Raw genomic sequence first — 16,403 nt, forward strand, 5'->3', positions numbered from 1 at the left:
ACCTTTAACGAGTTGCCAATGCAAGTAAATTATGCATTTTCTGGAAAATCTTCGTTTTACTTCTATGCGATTTTACATCGTAAATTCAAACAGTTTTCAATTGTCGTTCAGACACTAAATAATGAGACGATCATCCATACAACCGATTTATTTCCCCTTGGGCTTTTCCTGTTTATCCTTAGCCAGGCCTTCCTGCAGTCGCTGCGGTTCTCAAGGGCATTTTCCACTGTTGACAGTCAGCGTCAGCAAATGCGGAAGACCAATCAGATCCTGCAAAACGAGATTGTCGAAAGAAAACTGGCCGAAAAAGAACTCAAGGAATCCCATAAGAGATTTCTGACTGTTTTAGACAGCATCGATGCAGATGTGTACGTGGCGGACATGGATAACTATAAGATCCTTTTTATGAACCGCCATATGATCGAAAGTTTTAATAAAGATTTTACCGGTCAGGTCTGCTGGAAAGTTTTCCGAAACGAATCGGGACCTTGTTGTTTTTGCACCAATGATAAACTGTTGGATGCCGACGGTGAACCAGGTGATTTGCATATCTGGGAAGACCAAAACCCGGTAACCCGGCGATGGTATGTCAATTATGACCGTGCCATCAACTGGGACCAGGGTCATATTGTAAGGCTCCAGGTGGCAACCGATGTCACTGCTCGGAAACAGGCAGAGGAGGCGCTGCAACAGGCCTATGAAGCCTTAGAAAAAAGAGTTGATGAACGCACCAAAGAACTTGTTAAGGCCAATGAACAACTTCAATTCGAGATCGAAGAGCGGAAGCAGGCGCAGGAGAGCAGCAGAAGAGCCAAATTGGAAGCTGAAAGGGCCAACAAGGCCAAAAGCGAATTTCTTGCCAATATGAGCCACGAACTCCGTACCCCACTGAACCATATTTTGGGGTTTACCGAGCTGATCCTGGATAAAAACTTGGGCGAATTGAACCAAATTCAGACGGAATATCTTTCGGATGTTCACGGTAGTGGAAAGCACCTTCTGTTATTGATCAATGACATCCTTGACCTTTCAAAAGTAGAGGCCGGAAAGTATGAGCTGGAATCCTCTATGGTTCACTTGCAAGGACTTTTGGAGAACAGCCTGACAATGATAAAAGAGAAAGCCTTGAACCACGGGATAAAATTATCACGGCATTTCATTGATCTCCCCGATACGTTTACCGCTGATGAACGCAAGCTCAAGCAGATCATGTACAACCTGCTGTCCAACGCAGTGAAATTTACTCCGGATGGCGGCAGCATAACCGTAAAAGCTTGTTCAAGCAATGACAACCAGGACGATGTCCTGGACCAACAGCACACCGGACCACCGGGAATTGAGGTCAGCATCAGTGACACGGGAATCGGCATTAAGTCAATTGATTTGGAGCGTATTTTTGATTCCTTTGAACAGGTTGAAAATTCAGCCAGTCGGAATTTTCAGGGAACCGGGTTGGGTTTGTCACTGACAAAAAAATTGGTGGAGCTGCATGGGGGTAAAATCTGGGCGGAAAGTGACGGCCCGGGGAAAGGGGCAGCCTTTTCGTTCTACCTTCCTGCTCAAAGTATATCAGTCTGAAAGCATGGCAAAACATTTTAACCGTCTGTGATCCAGGCAACAGTGTTTAAGCCAAACCACGGACGCGTGTTATCTACGATCAAGTCAATTCAACATGTTGTATACACGAAGTTCTTGACACCCAAGTGCCCCGAACATATACTCGTCTTTCATAAAAGCAAGGTCTTATCCCTTTATATTTAGAACAAAATGAAAAATTGATAAACCCACCCAAATTTTTGTGTAAAAGGAGGTGAAAAGAGGCACCGATTTTGGTTAAACGCGGCAAAAGACTTCATTCTCACCCACAACTAGGAGGATTTCCCCATGAAGAAGAATGTTTTTGTGTGTTTATTAGTTGCATCCATATGCGTCCCTTTTATGATGATGGGCTCCCTCAACGCAGAAGCCGCACCCATAAAACTCACTTACAGTAACTTTTTTCCACCCAGCCACATCCAGGCAAAACTGGCCGATTCCTGGTGCAAAGAGATCGAGAAAAGGACCGATGGTCGTGTCAAGATCGAACACTATCCCGGGCAAACCCTGACCAAAGCCAGACAGGTATACGACGGCGTGGTTGAGGGACTATCGGATATCGGTTTCTGCCTCTTCGGATATAACCGTGGCCGCTTCCCCCTGATAGAGGTGGTGGATCTGCCCATAGGGTATCCATCGGGCTCTGTGGCTACCAAAGTCGCCAATGCCGTTGCCAACAAGTTCAAACCCAAAGAGCTGAGTGATGTGCAGGTCATGTATCTCCATGCCCATGGCCCTGGTCTCTTACACACCAGGGATAAGGCAGTCAAAACCTTGGCCGATATTAAGGGTCTCAGGATACGTTCCCACGGGACCACGGCAAAGGTAGTCAAGGCCTTGGGTGGCACAGCGGTAACCATGCCTATGCCGGAGCTCTATCAAGCACTCCAAAAAGGCATCGCGGACGGTGCCCTTTATCCCGTTGAAGTCAATAAAGGCTGGAGAATGGCCGAGGTTATAAAATATTGCACCCTTGACCTATCCATAGCCAATACCTCCACATTTTACGTGGTGATGAACAAAGGTAAATGGGCCGCCCTACCTGCGGATATCAAAAAAATTATTACACAGATCAATAAGGAATGGATTCCCAAGCATGGCGCAGCCTGGGATTCAAGCGACGAAGAAGGAAAAAAATTTATGCTTTCAAAAGGGCGAAAATTTATAAATCTTTCAGCTGCAGAGTCTTCCAAGTGGAAAAAAATTGTTGACCCTGTCCTGGGTGAATATGTAAAAGCGGCCAAGGCAAAAGGACTACCGGCACAAGAAGCCCTGGACTACACCGTAAAAATGTTAAAAAAATACAGCAAATAGAGGAAACGGCCCAGCCGTGAGTGCGGCCACTTACTAAGCAGGCCATTTTCTACCCGACATTTTACAGATAGCGGTTGAACAGTGTGCATCCGTGTCCCATGGGGTCGGTTTTTATAAACACCTCATCTCAAAAAGAGTGTATCGTGCAATTTGCGCCTCACGGGTCTTGAACAATGCCTTTAGCCGGCAAAGATTGTTTTTGTCATTACGGGCATTGACTCTGTGGGTGGGTCAGGAATAATTTCAAGACCATTCCATCGTGCCATGGAACCCGAACGGTTGATGCAGGTTTAAAAAAAGAGATCCCCCATGGGGCATGCCGCGTCAGGATTTATCAGAAAAAGCATCATAAAAATGTCGTGTATTTGACGCACACATCCGTACTTCGCCCATTTAATCGGATATTTTCACCAGGCGGGAATAAACCCGCCCTCTCTTCTCAACATGTTGTATTCATTAAGTTCTTGACACCCAAGGGTCCTGCATATATATTCGCCTTTCAGAGAAGTAAAGTCTTATCCCGGTGTGCAAATTGAGGACAAGGTGAAAATGAAAAAAGAGATCATACATTTACGTCAGGCAGATGGACTAGAGATTATTACCCTGGTGGATAATTTTTCCGATGTCCTTTTGCCAGGGAATCAAACAGTCATCCGGCCCCCCCTTGCTAAAGAAGACATAATTCCCCAAAACACGTTGCTGGCTGAGCATGGTCTTTCCCTTCTGGTGAATGTTCGGGCAAAGGAAGAGACTCATTCTATCGTACTTGATGCAGGCTATACAAATGTTGCCGTTCCCTACAACCTTGAATATCTGGGGCTGTCGTTAGAAGATGTTGAGGCAATTGTTCTCAGCCACGGCCATATGGATCATGTTGGGGCGTTAAAGGAAGTTATTGATTTAGCAGGATCGGGAACAAAACTCATCTTTCATCCGGACGCTTTTTTGCCCCGCTCTATTCGATTTCCTTCAGATCAACAGGTGTTTTTACCTGAATTTCCCTCTTTAGATACGCTTAAAGAGTGGGGGGCAGATGTGATGGAAAACAAAGACCCGCTCCTGTTGGGCCAGGATTGTATCCTGGTTACCGGTGAAGTCCCCCGAACCACCTCATTTGAAAAAGGGATGCCAGGGGCTCTGATAAAGCGCAATGGCAAGTTTATTTCAGATACATTCAAGGATGACCAGTCTTTGGTCATAAATCTCGGTCCAAAGGGACTGGTGGTGATTTCCGGATGTGCCCATGCCGGTATCATGAATTCTGTTTTATATGCCAGCCAAATAACCGGTCAAAAAAAGATTTGTGCTGTCATTGGCGGTTTTCATTTGAGTGGACCAGTTATGGAGCCTTCGATTGAACCCACCATTGAAGAAATGAAAAAAATGGATTTGCAACTGATTTCGCCAATGCATTGTACCGGGTTCAAAGCAATTGCACGGTTTGCCGAGGAAATGCCCGAGGCTTTTGTCCTCAACAGTGTCGGCAGCCGGATCGTGCTTTAGCGAACGAGTGTATTGATAAAATAAATATTAAGAGATTTAACAGCTCCGATCTATTTTAATCATTGATTCCGTTTGAGAAAGACAAACTACGGTCGTGTGTCATCTCCGATAAAGCCAATTCGTTTGTGTACGAAGTTTTTGATACCCCATTGCCCAGAGTAAATATTTGTTTCAACGAAAAGCAAGGTCTTATCCCTCGAACATCAGGGTTTCAAATTCCAAGCCTGTTCTATTCGCAAACTCACCATGTTTTATCTCTATTTTGCAGGGATCCACACAAATGGATATGAATGTCCAATTTTATCTTTATCTCCTTTTCCATGGAAAAAACATATTGTAACGGTGAGATAAATATTACTATAAAATAGCTTCGAGGCTCAAGTTGTTTCCGCTTTAAATGAGTAAGCTTCACCGAGTGTTAGAAATCGCTAACAAAGAACTTAAGTGCAATATGGTCAATTTGTTGCACCAGTTCTCATACTAAAAGCAATTGTTATAAAGTCAGTCTGTTCTTTGTTTAAGACTTCTTGTATACGAGTTTTTCATCATTTAAAACGAAATTTATTTTTGAGAAACTGTATAGTCAATCCGGATAAGGAAAAAACGGTGGAAGAAGCCTTTAAAATGATTCGTCGCCTTTCGCAAAGGCTGCGGGAAAAGCATCGGCTGGCTGGATAATGCCTGAGCTTTTTACGGACAGTGACGGAATCTTGGTTTTTAATTGCAATATTTCCTTGATTTATCAATTAGCTACCTTTAAACTCATTGGCAGCATTAAGGAAGTGGCTCGACCAATCAACCCATGAGAAAAATAAATGAGACACCATGCGATATTATCCTGTCAGCCTTGATATAAAAAATCGAAAATGCTTAGTGGTCGGGGGCGGAGCTGTCGGCACCCGGAAGGTCCGCAAACTGGTGGAATGTGGCGCAAAAGTGACTGTTGTAAGCCCTCATGTTAAAGAAAAATTGCTTGAGCTCGCCGGCAGCCATTCAATAGTTTTAAAAAAGAGGGCTTACCGAGCGACTGATCTTGACGGCATGTTTCTGGTGATGGGTACCACCGATGATGAAGCCTTAAACCGTAAAATCAGCGAAGCGGCAGAGAAGCGTAATATACTGTGCAACATCGCAGATTGCCCTCAAGTTTGTAATTTTATCCTGCCCTCCATCGTTCACCGGGGGGATTTGACCATCAGCATCTCAACTTCCGGAAAAAGTCCGGCGTTAGCAAAGAAATTGCGTCTGGAACTTGAAGGACAATTTGGGAGTGAGTATGCGGAGTTACTCTGCTTGATGGGGGCGATACGAAAAAATCTGTTAAGCCAAAAACACCAACCAGAGGCGCATAAACGACTTTTTGAACAGCTTATCGGCAGAGGTCTCCTTAATATGATCCGCGACAGGCGAAAAGATGAAATTGATTCTTTGCTGCGCGAGGTTCTTGGAGAAGGGTTTGAGTTTGATCTGCTGATGGAAACCGGAATATAGTGGGATCAATGGAAATTGTAACAATCATTTTTATCTTGTTGTACATGCTAAGTGCGGCAACATATTTGGCATATCTTTTCTTGCAGAAAGACTATCTGCAAAGGACGGGATTTATTATTCTGCTGGTCGGGTTTTTCTTCCATACGGCCATCATTGCCTCCGGATTTATAAAAACAGGTCATTTTCCTGCGCATAATCTTCGGGAAACTCTCATGGTGGCTGGATGCGCCATTGCAGGGGTCTTTTTAATCATCCAGTATAAATTCAAGCTTAAAATTCTGGGAGTATTCGCTGCGCCGCTGATAGTTCTGGTGGTCATGGGTGCCTATTTATTGCCCGGTGAGCCTGCTCAGCCGACCAATATCTTTAAAAATTTCTGGCTGATCTCCCATATTATCACCATTTTTATCGGGGAGGCTTCGTTTGCGCTGGCTTGCTTGGTTGGAATTTTATATCTAATGCAGGAGCACGCCATAAAGACTAAAACTCACGGATTTTTTTATCGGCGACTTCCTTCACTTGAGCTGCTGGATACCACCGGATATGCCTGTATCGTGGTCGGTTTTACCCTGCTCACCATTGGGCTGATTACCGGTTTGGTGTATGCCAAAGCGGTGTGGGGTAGATTCTGGAACTGGGACCCGAAAGAAGTATGGTCCGGCATCACCTGGCTTCTGTATGCCGCCCTTCTCCATGAACGCCTGGTAGTTGGATGGCGGGGGCGAAAAGCAGCCATTATGGCCATTGTCGGTTTTGCAGTCCTGTTGTTTACTTTTTTTGGTGTCAACTTTTTACTAAAAGGGCACCATGGCGTATTTACAAGATTTTAAACCAACCCGGATAAAGCGGGAAAAAGGATTTTTATCACCCAAAAGCGAAAAAGGGAAAGCACGAAAGTTAATTTTATTTTTTGCCTGTTTTGGCGATTGTTTTTATTTTTAACCATATAGAACAAAAAGTTAGCAATTCAGTAATTTCGCTGGATGCTCGAAATAAAGTTATGGCGGATATCATACTGCTTGGAATAAACCACCAAACAGCAAGTGTAGATCTGAGGGAATGTCTGGCATTCTCAGCAGAAGAGACCGCTGAAGGGCTGGTATCGCTTCATAATAATCCGTTTATTAAGGAGGCTTTAATCTTTTCCACCTGCAATCGGGTTGAGGTGTTGTTTGTAACTGAAAACAGGACCAAAGGTACTGATGCGGCAAAGGAGTTCATTGCTGAATTTAAAAAAGTTCCTGTTAGCCAATTTGAGGATGCGCTGTATGTGCATGAAGGTGATGAAGCGGTCAGGCATATTTTCCGAGTCGCTTCAAGTCTTGACTCCATGATGGTGGGTGAGCCACAGATTCTGGGGCAGGTAAAAGAAGCATATCGGAAGGCCACATTGAAAAAAACGTCCGGTGTTATTTTAAATCGTTTGTTGCATCGAACTTTTTTTGTGGCAAAAAAAGTTCGAAGTGAAACCGGAATAGGAGATCACGCCGTATCGATAAGTTATGCGGCCATTGAACTTGGGCGAAAGATATTCGGCACCCTTGAAAGCAAAAAGGTTCTTTTGATCGGTGCAGGTGAAATGGCGGAACTCGCGGTTGAACACCTGATTCGAAACAGAGCCGGTGAGATTTTTGTAGCAAACAGAACCTTTGAACGGGGCGTTGAACTGGCCAAAAAATTTAACGGTCAGGCGATCAAGTTTAAAGAGCTCACCCATTATTTAAAGGAAGTGGATATCATTATCAGCTCAACCGGTTCTTCAAATTTTATCTTAAGACCCGACCAGGTAAAAGGAACCATGCGCAACAGGCGCAACCGGCCCCTTTTCTTCATAGATATTGCAGTTCCCAGGGATATTGATCCCGGCATAAACCGGCTGAACAACTCTTATGTGTATGATATTGATGATTTAAAAAGTGTGGTTGATGAAAATTTAGGAGATAGAAAAGCAGAGGCCATCAAAGGGGAAAGAATCGTGGATGAAGCCGTCATCCGTTTTCGGGAGTGGTATGACAATCTCGATGTGGTTCCGACCATTGTTGCTCTGCGAAGCAAGCTCGAAACCATTGCAAAAACGGAGATAGAAAAAACAATGCAGCTGAATTTTGTTTCAGGTGCTGATTCGCAGGCCATTCAGAGGATGACAGACGCAATTGTCAATAAATTTTTACACGATCCCACCCTTGTTTTAAAAGGCAATGGCTTTCACCGGGATAAGTCGGTTTATTTGGATGTGGCCAGGAAGTTGTTCAGGTTGGACAAATAAAACGCTTGTTTATAAAAAATTGAAATCAGATTTATAAGATCTGTTCGGAGGTATATTTTGAAAAAAATAGCATTTCTTTTTCCGGGACAGGGTTCCCAGTCGGTGGGAATGGGGCTCGACTTATATCAGGAGTATGATTTTGTCAGAGAACTTTTTGATATGGCCGAAGAGACGTGCAGGATAAATATCTCGAAACTTTGCTTTAAAGGACCCATGGAAGATCTTACCATGACGGTAAACCTTCAGCCGGCGGTCACAGTGGTAAATCTTGCATTTCTTGCTGCCATTAAAAAAGAAGGATTAAAACCTTATGTTTCAGCCGGTCACAGTCTCGGCGAATACAGCGCCCTTTGTACGTCAGGTATCGTTTCAAATCAGGATACAGTTGCCCTGGTCTATAAGCGGGGGGAATTAATGCACGATGAATCGATAAAACATGCCGGGGCCATGCATGCTGTTATCGGCCTGCCCATTGAAAAGGTGGACGAAATTGTTCAAGATGTTCAACAGGATGGTGTGGTGTCGGTGGCGAACCATAATACCGAGCTGCAGATTGTCATTACCGGCGCTCCTGAACCGGTAAAAAAGGTGTCTTCCCTGGCCGCCTCACAGGGCGCTAAATCGATCCCTTTAAAAGTAAGCGGTGCCTGGCATAGTGAATTAATAAAAGGAGCGGAGGAAAAGTTCAGGGAGTTTATCGATCCGTTTGCCTTCAATCAGCCGGAGAAACCGGTTATTTTCAACGTCACGGCAGATTATGAGGAAGATCCCGCCCAAATCAAATCGATTATGGCAAAACAGCTTGTCAGTCCGGTTCGATGGTATGATTCCATGCGAAAGCTTATTGAAGAAGAGATCGACATTTTCGTGGAGGTGGGTCCGGGGAGAGTCCTTAGTGGCTTAAGCAGAAAGATTCTTCCAAAGGAGTACGGGGGAAAAATTTATTCAGTAAATAATATGAAAACCCTGGAGCAATTTTTAACCGATGCGGGTTAATCAATGTAATTTTAAGATCTATTGGTAAGGTATACACCTGAACAAACAAATACGGTTCCGATGAAAAGGGACAGCGTAATTGGCTCTTTTAAAATTAGAAAGGCAAGTATGATCGCGGTGACAGGCACAAAATTGATGAAAAGGCTTGCTCTGGTGGGGCCGATTTTTTTAATTCCTTCATAGTACCATACAAAACCAACAACGGTACCGAAGAATCCCAGGTAAAATATGCTTACCCATTCGCTGACCATATAATGCCTCATATCGCTTAGCATTCCTTCAAACAGGGCAGGGACAAACAGGCAGGCCGTACCGATGATTGCGGAGTATGTCACGGAAACAAGGGGCGAAAGGGCGTTCATCACGGCTTTTCCAATCAAAGAATAACAAACCCAGCTGGCAACACAGCAGAAAATATACAACTCTCCCAAACCCAGACCGCTGCTCAGGATAGCGTTGAGGTTACCCTTTGATATAACAATCACTGCGCCGGTAACCGAAATCAGCACTCCGATGAATTTAGGCAGGGTCAGCTTTTCCCTGAAAATAAGCGCAGCAAAGATGGTTATGAATATGGGATTATTGGCGATAATAATGGAAGCGCGACCCGCGTCAATTAGCCTCAGTCCTTTAAAAAAAAAGACGTTATAGGAGAACACACCTGTAAGCCCCAGGAGAATGACGGGGAAGATCTGTTTCCTGTGCATTCCAGGTAAACGCCCGTCCATTTTCCAGGTTATTATTAAAAGAAAGCATGATGCAGTCAAAAACCGCAGAAAGGAAGCTGAAAACGGGCCTACGTTTTGCGCCAGGACTTTGCCGGCGATAAACGTCCCGCCCCAGAAAGCAGCGGTTAAAAACAGCTTTATATATATAATCATTTTATTTTCCTGTTTGTACAATAAGTGCCGGACTCACCTAACACAAATTACAACCACCTTCAAGAATTACTCAAATTAGGGAGATATGGATATATTTTATTGGTAAATATTTTAAAAATAATTGAGAGGTCGGGGAGTTTATCAATCACTGCTCTGTTCGTCTGGGGGAGTCCCTATTCGGCCGTATCAGCCTTAACAACCATATCGAGGAGTTAACGTACGGCAGCTATCTCGCTGAAAATTAGATTTGAGCCAGCCCCAGTAGACAGATTCCCACGCAGGCAATGATCGTCTCTACCTGTATGTGCATTGCAGTCGATAGGGGGCGTGTACAGGGCTCTACAATCATTTGTTAAGGCTGATACGGCCGAATAGGGACTCCTCCAGACGAACTTTTGACAATCATTAAAACGCAAACGGTTCACTCAAAAAAAACTTTGAGGAGGAAACTCCCCGACCCCTTAAATAATTATCATTGCTCATGAAATTGGAGAAAGACGTTATGAAATGGACTTCGCAGGCCGAAGCGGCGGTAAAAAAGGTACCTTTTTTTGTAAGAAAAAAAGTACGTGCACGTATTGAAAGAGAAGCCGCCCAGGCGGGTAAAAAAACGGTATCGCTTGCGGATGTTAAGGCTACCCAGGCGCGTTTTCTATCCAATATAAGTTCGGAAATAAAGGGGTATCAGCTCGATACCTGTTTTGGGGCAAGCGGCTGCCCAAACCGGGCAAATAAGGGAGACAAGTTGCTGAAACGGATTGAAGCGCTTGTTAAAGAAGAAGACTTGCTCGGTTTTCTAAAACAACAGGTTAAGGGAGATCTTAAGTTTCACCACGAGTTCAGGATAACCCTGGCTGATTGCCCCAATGCCTGTTCCCAGCCGCAAATTAAAGATATTGGAATTATTGGAGCCAGCCAGCCTGTTTTGACGGATGAGGCTTGCACCTTGTGCGAGGCATGTGTCGATGCGTGCCGGGAAAATGCCATTACATTGCAAAAGGAAAACAACAGGCCGGATATTGATGATGATCGGTGCCTGGCATGTGGCAAATGCATGGAGGCTTGTCCCACCGGGACCATTTCAACAGGTAAAATCGGCTTTAAGGTGCAGCTCGGTGGAAAGCTGGGCAGGCACCCGCAACTTGCAAAACAACTGCCCGGAATTTATAGTGAAGACGAAGTACTCGATATCATAAAGAACTGTATCATTTTCTATAAGGGTCATAGCAAACAAGGTCAAAGGTTTGCTGAAATATTTTCGTCTTCAGATTTTGAAAATTTTTCTAAACGTTATGGCACTTAATTTGTACCTTCGTATAATTTCTTCCCGCCACATCGTTCAATATGATTAATTAAAGAAAAAGGGAAAATTGATCTTTTGCCAAGCGTACAATACAGTAACCGCCCGTACGAGTTTTAATCCGGTGGCTGATCGGATTTTGTTGCGGCCTCCGTCCTGACTGCATATCCATTTGCCTTAAAAGCCCTGACTGCGTGATCTAAAGAATGATGTTTTACCAGTATGTAATCCGTATCATAGGTTGATATGGCAAAAATGCTGATGTTGCTTTCAGCTAAAACTTGGGAAATGCCGGCAAGAATACCGGTAAGGCCAAAATCAAGGGGGCCGTCCACTTGTATGCATGCCCATCCTTTTTCCTCATGGTCGCTTCTAATGGAAAGGCGTGTTTCACATACGATTGAAAGTTCCTCATCTGTTCGGCAAATTTGATAGAATTTGCTCTCATGAATCGTATCAGGTATCTTTGTGGAGGGATGCAGCTTATGGATAGAAAACTCACCCGTTAATACAGTTAATGATATTTTATCCATATCAACCTTATCATGCACGCCGAGAACACTCAGCCGCAAATAAAATTTCTTCTTTTATATGTTTTAGTGAAACTTTGCAGAATCAAATCTGCATCTATCAGAGCTGCATGACTTGATCAGATCCGATGATTTACTCTGATGATCGCGCTTTAGATGAAAATTCAGCCATGAGGAGGTGTGATCCAGTTCCCACATTCTTGGCGGGATGCATTCATTTGTCATAACATCGGTTTGATTTACAGATACCAGGCGATGATATGCTTTTTCCCAGACACATCTTCTGTCAGGAAACACTTCACACATTCCGTTTTTACTCCCCCCGCATGCTCCGTTTCTGGTATGCTTGGGGCATCCGGATTCAGGACATTGAAAAGCAAGGTGCTGGATACCACAATCGCCGCATTTTTGACAGGAAAGCAGCAATCCTTTGACAGGGTCTTCAAGTAGAATTTTCAACCATCGGCCAAGGCCCCTTTTGTCAATCCATTCGGCTACCATTCGACATAAAGGCGCAACAGGAGAATCAAAACTAAAAAATATATCATGCCCTTTTTTTAGAAAGCGAAATTTAAGTTTTTCTAATATTGAAAGTTTTTTTTCAGAAGATGAAAAGGATTTATGATTTAAATTATCAGAAAAAGCATAATATGTTTTTGAACCGGAAAAATTAAAGTCATCAAAAAAATCTTCCCCGGTTTTCTCTATCTCATCCATACGATCGAGTATATTGGCAACTGTTTTATAACTCCTTTGCACACCTCCAATATGTATGCCCCGATAACCGAGCTTTTTAAGAGTAACAGCAAGTTTCGCAGTCCGTTCCACGGCAAGCCTTAATCCATGTTTTTTGTCTTTCCATTCATTCTGCACCTGGTAAAATAGATGGTCTGCCACAACCGCGCCGGGCACCAGGCCTTTGTTCATTGCCCTGGCCGCTTTAGGGCTTAGGAGATAAACCGAACCAAGCACAGGAATGCTTAGATTCATATTTTTAATAATTAGAGTCAGCTCTTCATATTTGCGGGAATCATACCCCAGCTGGGTTATCACAAAAGAGGCTCCGGCGTTTACCTTGCGGCACAGCTTTGCATATTGTGCAAAACCTTCACTCTCTGTGGCCTTAAATGGTGAAACCGCACAGCCGGTAAAAAATTCATCAGGATCGCCTGATTCATAAAGCCGCCTGCTCAGCATTGAAAGCATGCAGGTAAGACTAACGGAATCAAGGTCATACACAGGCGCTCCCTGACCACCAAAGCCTTTGCCGGGATAATCACCCGTCAGCGCAAGGATGTTTTTCATTCCCATCCTTGAAAGTTGAAGTGCCCTGCTTTCCAGTCCAATGCGGTTCATATCACGGCAGGTAAAATGAACAATTACGTCCATTCCAAGGCTAAAAATATCACGCCCGAGAACATCCGGGCTAAGGGATGGATTTCCACCAGGATTATCTGTTATGGAAACAGCGGATATTCGACCGTCTGCAAAAGCATCCTTTGCAATGGCAAGTATTTTATCAACTGACTTTCCAAAAGAAGTTCTCCTTGGAACAAGTTCCAGCGTTACGACAAAACGGTCAGGGTCATTAATATCATGTTGAAAAATTCTTAACATAAGAAATAAATTTCAATTCATATTGATTTTCTTTGTCCTGCTCACGACCTCAATGAACTTGACTTAAATCCAATTTGGTATATTACTTCTAATATCTCATAAATGAGTCATACTATTTATATCCAAATATACAATCTGGCTCACTTAGTCAAGGAAAGGAAACCACCCGATGCCGTTAGCTTTCAATTCGCTCAGTCACGGAACTATCGCTTTTGGATTCTTCAACATCGATTCCGATATGCTGCTTTGTGACCACTACTTTTTATTTGCCACCGATTTTTGCAACTATATGGGAAGTCTTGCTGAAAACGCAGGTAAGGAGTCTTATCAGGCACTTTGGCGGGTTTATTTTATCAAATCACCGGAAGATATCGGGGACCTGATGGGGGCTATTCATGGGAATCATTTAAGCGGGTTTATGGGTGAAATCTATCGCCGCTTTCCGTTTCCTGAAGGGCCTGAGGATTTCAAACAAAAACCTGAAGGATTTCAAACCCAACCACAGGTTTCTGAAATGATAGCAAACTACGCTAAGCCTCAGGAAATTTCATTTACTGTATCACACCATGGCAGCGAAATTGAACTTGGTGTCTATCGCTTTACCCGCATTGGATTTCAGCAATTATTAATATATGTCTGGCAAGGCGGTTATCCTCGCTGGAAAGATGAAATCAGGCCGGGTTACGTGGCGGAAATGAGAGACAAGATATTGAAAAATTGCAAAGGAGTATTCGAAAATATAATCTTTGAGGATTAAAAATCGAGCACTAAGATTTAAATCATGCGGATAGCAGTTTGTTTACACTTGGGAAGGAATCCATATTTGTATGGGGTAGAAAAAGAGCGGATGTAAACTCATCCATGAACTTGCTGTTGCTGGAAAAGTCGATATACGTCATGTTATTTGAGATGCTCCTGGCTTCTTTGCGATAATCGTCTGACAGAAGCGCCATGTATGCACCTGCAATGGAACTGTTGCCAAGATAGGAAAATTTGTCACGGTCTATATCCGGCAACAGACCGATGGTGATGGCCCTTTCAATATTTAGGTACTGTCCGAACCCGCCGGTGATGATGACCCTGTCTACCATGGAAAAATCCAATCCCGCCTCGTTAAGCAGCACGGAGAAGCCGGCATATACCGCTCCTTTACTCAAAACAAGACTGTTTATATCCGTTTCGGTAAATACGATGTCTTCATCCATCGCAGTGTTTTTGGCAAATTCAAGGATATAAGATCCTTCACCTTTATACTTCTCCATTCTTGGATGATCGGATGTGAGCATGAACTTTCCGTTGGGGCCGATAATGTCGGTTTTAAGCATTTCGGAGATCAGGTCAATCATCCCTGAACCGCAAATACCACGTGGAAGGATATCTCCCACGGTGGAAATTTCCGGTTCCAGCGTTTCCGGATGTATGGAAACCTTTTCGATGGCTCCTTCTTCAGCACGCATCCCCCATCGGATTCCGCCGCCTTCAAATGCCGGGCCTGCCGAGCATGAGGCGGTCATCAGCCAGTCCTTATTGCCCAGAACAATTTCACCGTTGGTGCCCACATCAATAAAAAGCGTTAAAGGCTCTTCTCGGTGAAATCCTGTATATAAAAGACCGGATACGATATCGCCGCCAACATAACTGGCGGGTCCCGGTATAACAAAAACGGCAGCAACAGGGTTGGCCTTGATACCGATGTTTCCTGCTTTTAAAATGGGGAATTCCGAAACTGAAGGAATATAAGGTTCGCGCCGGATATATTTCGGCTCGATGCCAAGAAGGAGATGGGTCATGGTGGTGTTGCCGGAAATGACCACATTTTCGATCTGTTTGAAATCGTCTTCCAGGCTGCTGGTTGCTTCACTGATAAGATTATTGATGGTGATAAGGGACATACCGCTTAATTTCTTCACCCCGTCTTTTTCAGCACAGACGATGCGGTTGATTACATCGTCTCCGCAGGTTGCCTGGCGGTTATGACCGGAGGTGGCAGAAAGAATGGTTCCGTCAGTCATATCTACGATGTAAACCACGATCGATGTGGTTCCAAGATCGATTGCCAGCCCAAGAGGTCTCTTTGAGCCGTTTCCAGGGGCAACTCTTAATACTTCGGATGAGCATTTTTTATGAAGCACGGAAGCGGAAACCTTCCAGTCGTCTTCCCTCATTGTTGACGCCAGTTGCCGCATCACTTTCAGTCCCACACTTAAACGGCTGACATCGCAGCCTGCTTTTTTTAAGCCGCGGGTAAGCCGGTCTAGATCGCTGACGGAATCTTCCAGGGTAGGTTGATCAAGCTCCAGCGGAAAGTTTTCCAACATCGGCTCGATCTTGGTCACCAGCCCTTTAAGCTTCTTGGTTGCATCTTTTCCCATGCCGGCAACTTTTAGTTTCTTTTGTATGGACTCCTCGGGAACGGTTGCGATAATATTCCCTTTGATTTCGGTTAAACAGGCAAGGACATAATTTTTATCTTTTTCCGTATCACTCAGCAAAGGTGTGTCATCGGTTTCAAACGGTCCTGATTTTATGATCAGTTTACATTTTCCACAGGCCCCTTTTCCGTTACATGAGGCATTAATGTGTATATCCGCTTTTCGGGCAGCCTCCAGCAGGGATGATCCGTTTGGCACGGTTATTTCTTTTTTGTCCGATTCAAACAGAACAGTGGCTGTTTCGATCTCTTCTGCCACCTTTTTTTCTTCTCCAGCCCAACCTTCCACACCTTTTTTAGATAGAAAGTTAATGGGGCAGGAAGAACGATATTTACAGTAAATTTCCGGATCGCGGCATTTAATACATTCCTCACACATATAAACGTTGTGCTTCATGCATAAATAATTTGTTTCCCTGTCAGGATGGTTTACACATTTTCCCATTCAGATGATCTCCAGCTTGTCTATTCCTTCATT

13 protein-coding genes are annotated in these 16,403 nt (G+C 44.0%); 9 read left to right on the forward strand and 4 right to left on the reverse strand.

Annotated elements, in window-relative coordinates:
* The 7 genes from SWH54_02115 to fabD form a co-directional block, all read left to right on the forward strand.
* Window positions 1-1,578 (forward strand): ATP-binding protein (locus SWH54_02115; GenBank protein ID MDY6790041.1); only part of this gene is annotated, 1,578 nt, incomplete at its 5' end.
* A 306-nt stretch (window positions 1,579-1,884) separates the two neighbouring features.
* The gene (locus tag SWH54_02120; GenBank protein ID MDY6790042.1) at window positions 1,885-2,910 is read left to right on the forward strand and encodes a TRAP transporter substrate-binding protein; all 1,026 of its coding nucleotides are present in this window, start codon (window positions 1,885-1,887) and stop codon (window positions 2,908-2,910) included.
* A gap of 549 nt (window positions 2,911-3,459) precedes the next feature.
* On the forward strand, window positions 3,460-4,413 hold the full coding sequence (locus SWH54_02125) for an MBL fold metallo-hydrolase (protein MDY6790043.1): 954 nt from the start codon (window positions 3,460-3,462) through the stop codon (window positions 4,411-4,413).
* A gap of 825 nt (window positions 4,414-5,238) precedes the next feature.
* Window positions 5,239-5,904 (forward strand): bifunctional precorrin-2 dehydrogenase/sirohydrochlorin ferrochelatase, encoded by a 666-nt coding sequence (locus SWH54_02130; protein MDY6790044.1) that lies wholly within the window; start codon window positions 5,239-5,241, stop codon window positions 5,902-5,904.
* A gap of 8 nt (window positions 5,905-5,912) precedes the next feature.
* Window positions 5,913-6,734 carry a c-type cytochrome biogenesis protein CcsB gene (ccsB, locus tag SWH54_02135; protein ID MDY6790045.1) on the forward strand — a complete coding sequence of 274 codons (822 nt, stop codon included), beginning with the start codon at window positions 5,913-5,915 and terminating at the stop codon, window positions 6,732-6,734.
* Window positions 6,735-6,904: 170 nt separating this feature from the next.
* Window positions 6,905-8,170, forward strand: coding sequence for a glutamyl-tRNA reductase (gene hemA / locus SWH54_02140; protein MDY6790046.1), 1,266 nt, complete (start codon window positions 6,905-6,907; stop codon window positions 8,168-8,170).
* 57 nt (window positions 8,171-8,227) lie between these two features.
* Window positions 8,228-9,166 carry an ACP S-malonyltransferase gene (fabD, locus tag SWH54_02145; protein ID MDY6790047.1) on the forward strand — a complete coding sequence of 313 codons (939 nt, stop codon included), beginning with the start codon at window positions 8,228-8,230 and terminating at the stop codon, window positions 9,164-9,166.
* Between the two features lie 11 nt (window positions 9,167-9,177).
* Here fabD and SWH54_02150 read toward each other — a convergent pair whose 3' ends face one another.
* Window positions 9,178-10,047, reverse strand: coding sequence for a DMT family transporter (locus tag SWH54_02150; protein ID MDY6790048.1), 870 nt, complete (start codon window positions 10,045-10,047; stop codon window positions 9,178-9,180).
* Between the two features lie 502 nt (window positions 10,048-10,549).
* Between SWH54_02150 and SWH54_02155 the strand changes: the two genes are divergently transcribed.
* Window positions 10,550-11,350 carry a 4Fe-4S binding protein gene (locus SWH54_02155; GenBank protein MDY6790049.1) on the forward strand — a complete coding sequence of 267 codons (801 nt, stop codon included), beginning with the start codon at window positions 10,550-10,552 and terminating at the stop codon, window positions 11,348-11,350.
* A 113-nt stretch (window positions 11,351-11,463) separates the two neighbouring features.
* On the opposite strand, the gene SWH54_02160 is transcribed toward SWH54_02155, so the two are convergent.
* Window positions 11,464-11,880 carry an ACT domain-containing protein gene (locus SWH54_02160; GenBank protein ID MDY6790050.1) on the reverse strand — a complete coding sequence of 139 codons (417 nt, stop codon included), beginning with the start codon at window positions 11,878-11,880 and terminating at the stop codon, window positions 11,464-11,466.
* A 63-nt stretch (window positions 11,881-11,943) separates the two neighbouring features.
* Window positions 11,944-13,494, reverse strand: a complete 1,551-nt coding sequence (locus SWH54_02165; protein MDY6790051.1) for a methylenetetrahydrofolate reductase C-terminal domain-containing protein — start codon at window positions 13,492-13,494, stop codon at window positions 11,944-11,946.
* 169 nt (window positions 13,495-13,663) lie between these two features.
* On the opposite strand from SWH54_02165, the gene SWH54_02170 reads away from it, so the two are divergent.
* Window positions 13,664-14,251: a hypothetical protein gene (locus tag SWH54_02170; GenBank protein MDY6790052.1), complete on the forward strand. Its 588-nt coding sequence runs from the start codon at window positions 13,664-13,666 to the stop codon at window positions 14,249-14,251.
* A gap of 22 nt (window positions 14,252-14,273) precedes the next feature.
* Here SWH54_02170 and SWH54_02175 read toward each other — a convergent pair whose 3' ends face one another.
* Window positions 14,274-16,370 carry an ASKHA domain-containing protein gene (locus tag SWH54_02175; GenBank protein MDY6790053.1) on the reverse strand — a complete coding sequence of 699 codons (2,097 nt, stop codon included), beginning with the start codon at window positions 16,368-16,370 and terminating at the stop codon, window positions 14,274-14,276.
* Window positions 16,371-16,403 lie beyond the last annotated feature (33 nt).

Source organism: Thermodesulfobacteriota bacterium (genome assembly GCA_034189135.1).
In the GTDB taxonomy this organism is placed as follows: domain Bacteria; phylum Desulfobacterota; class Desulfobacteria; order Desulfobacterales; family JAUWMJ01; genus JAUWMJ01.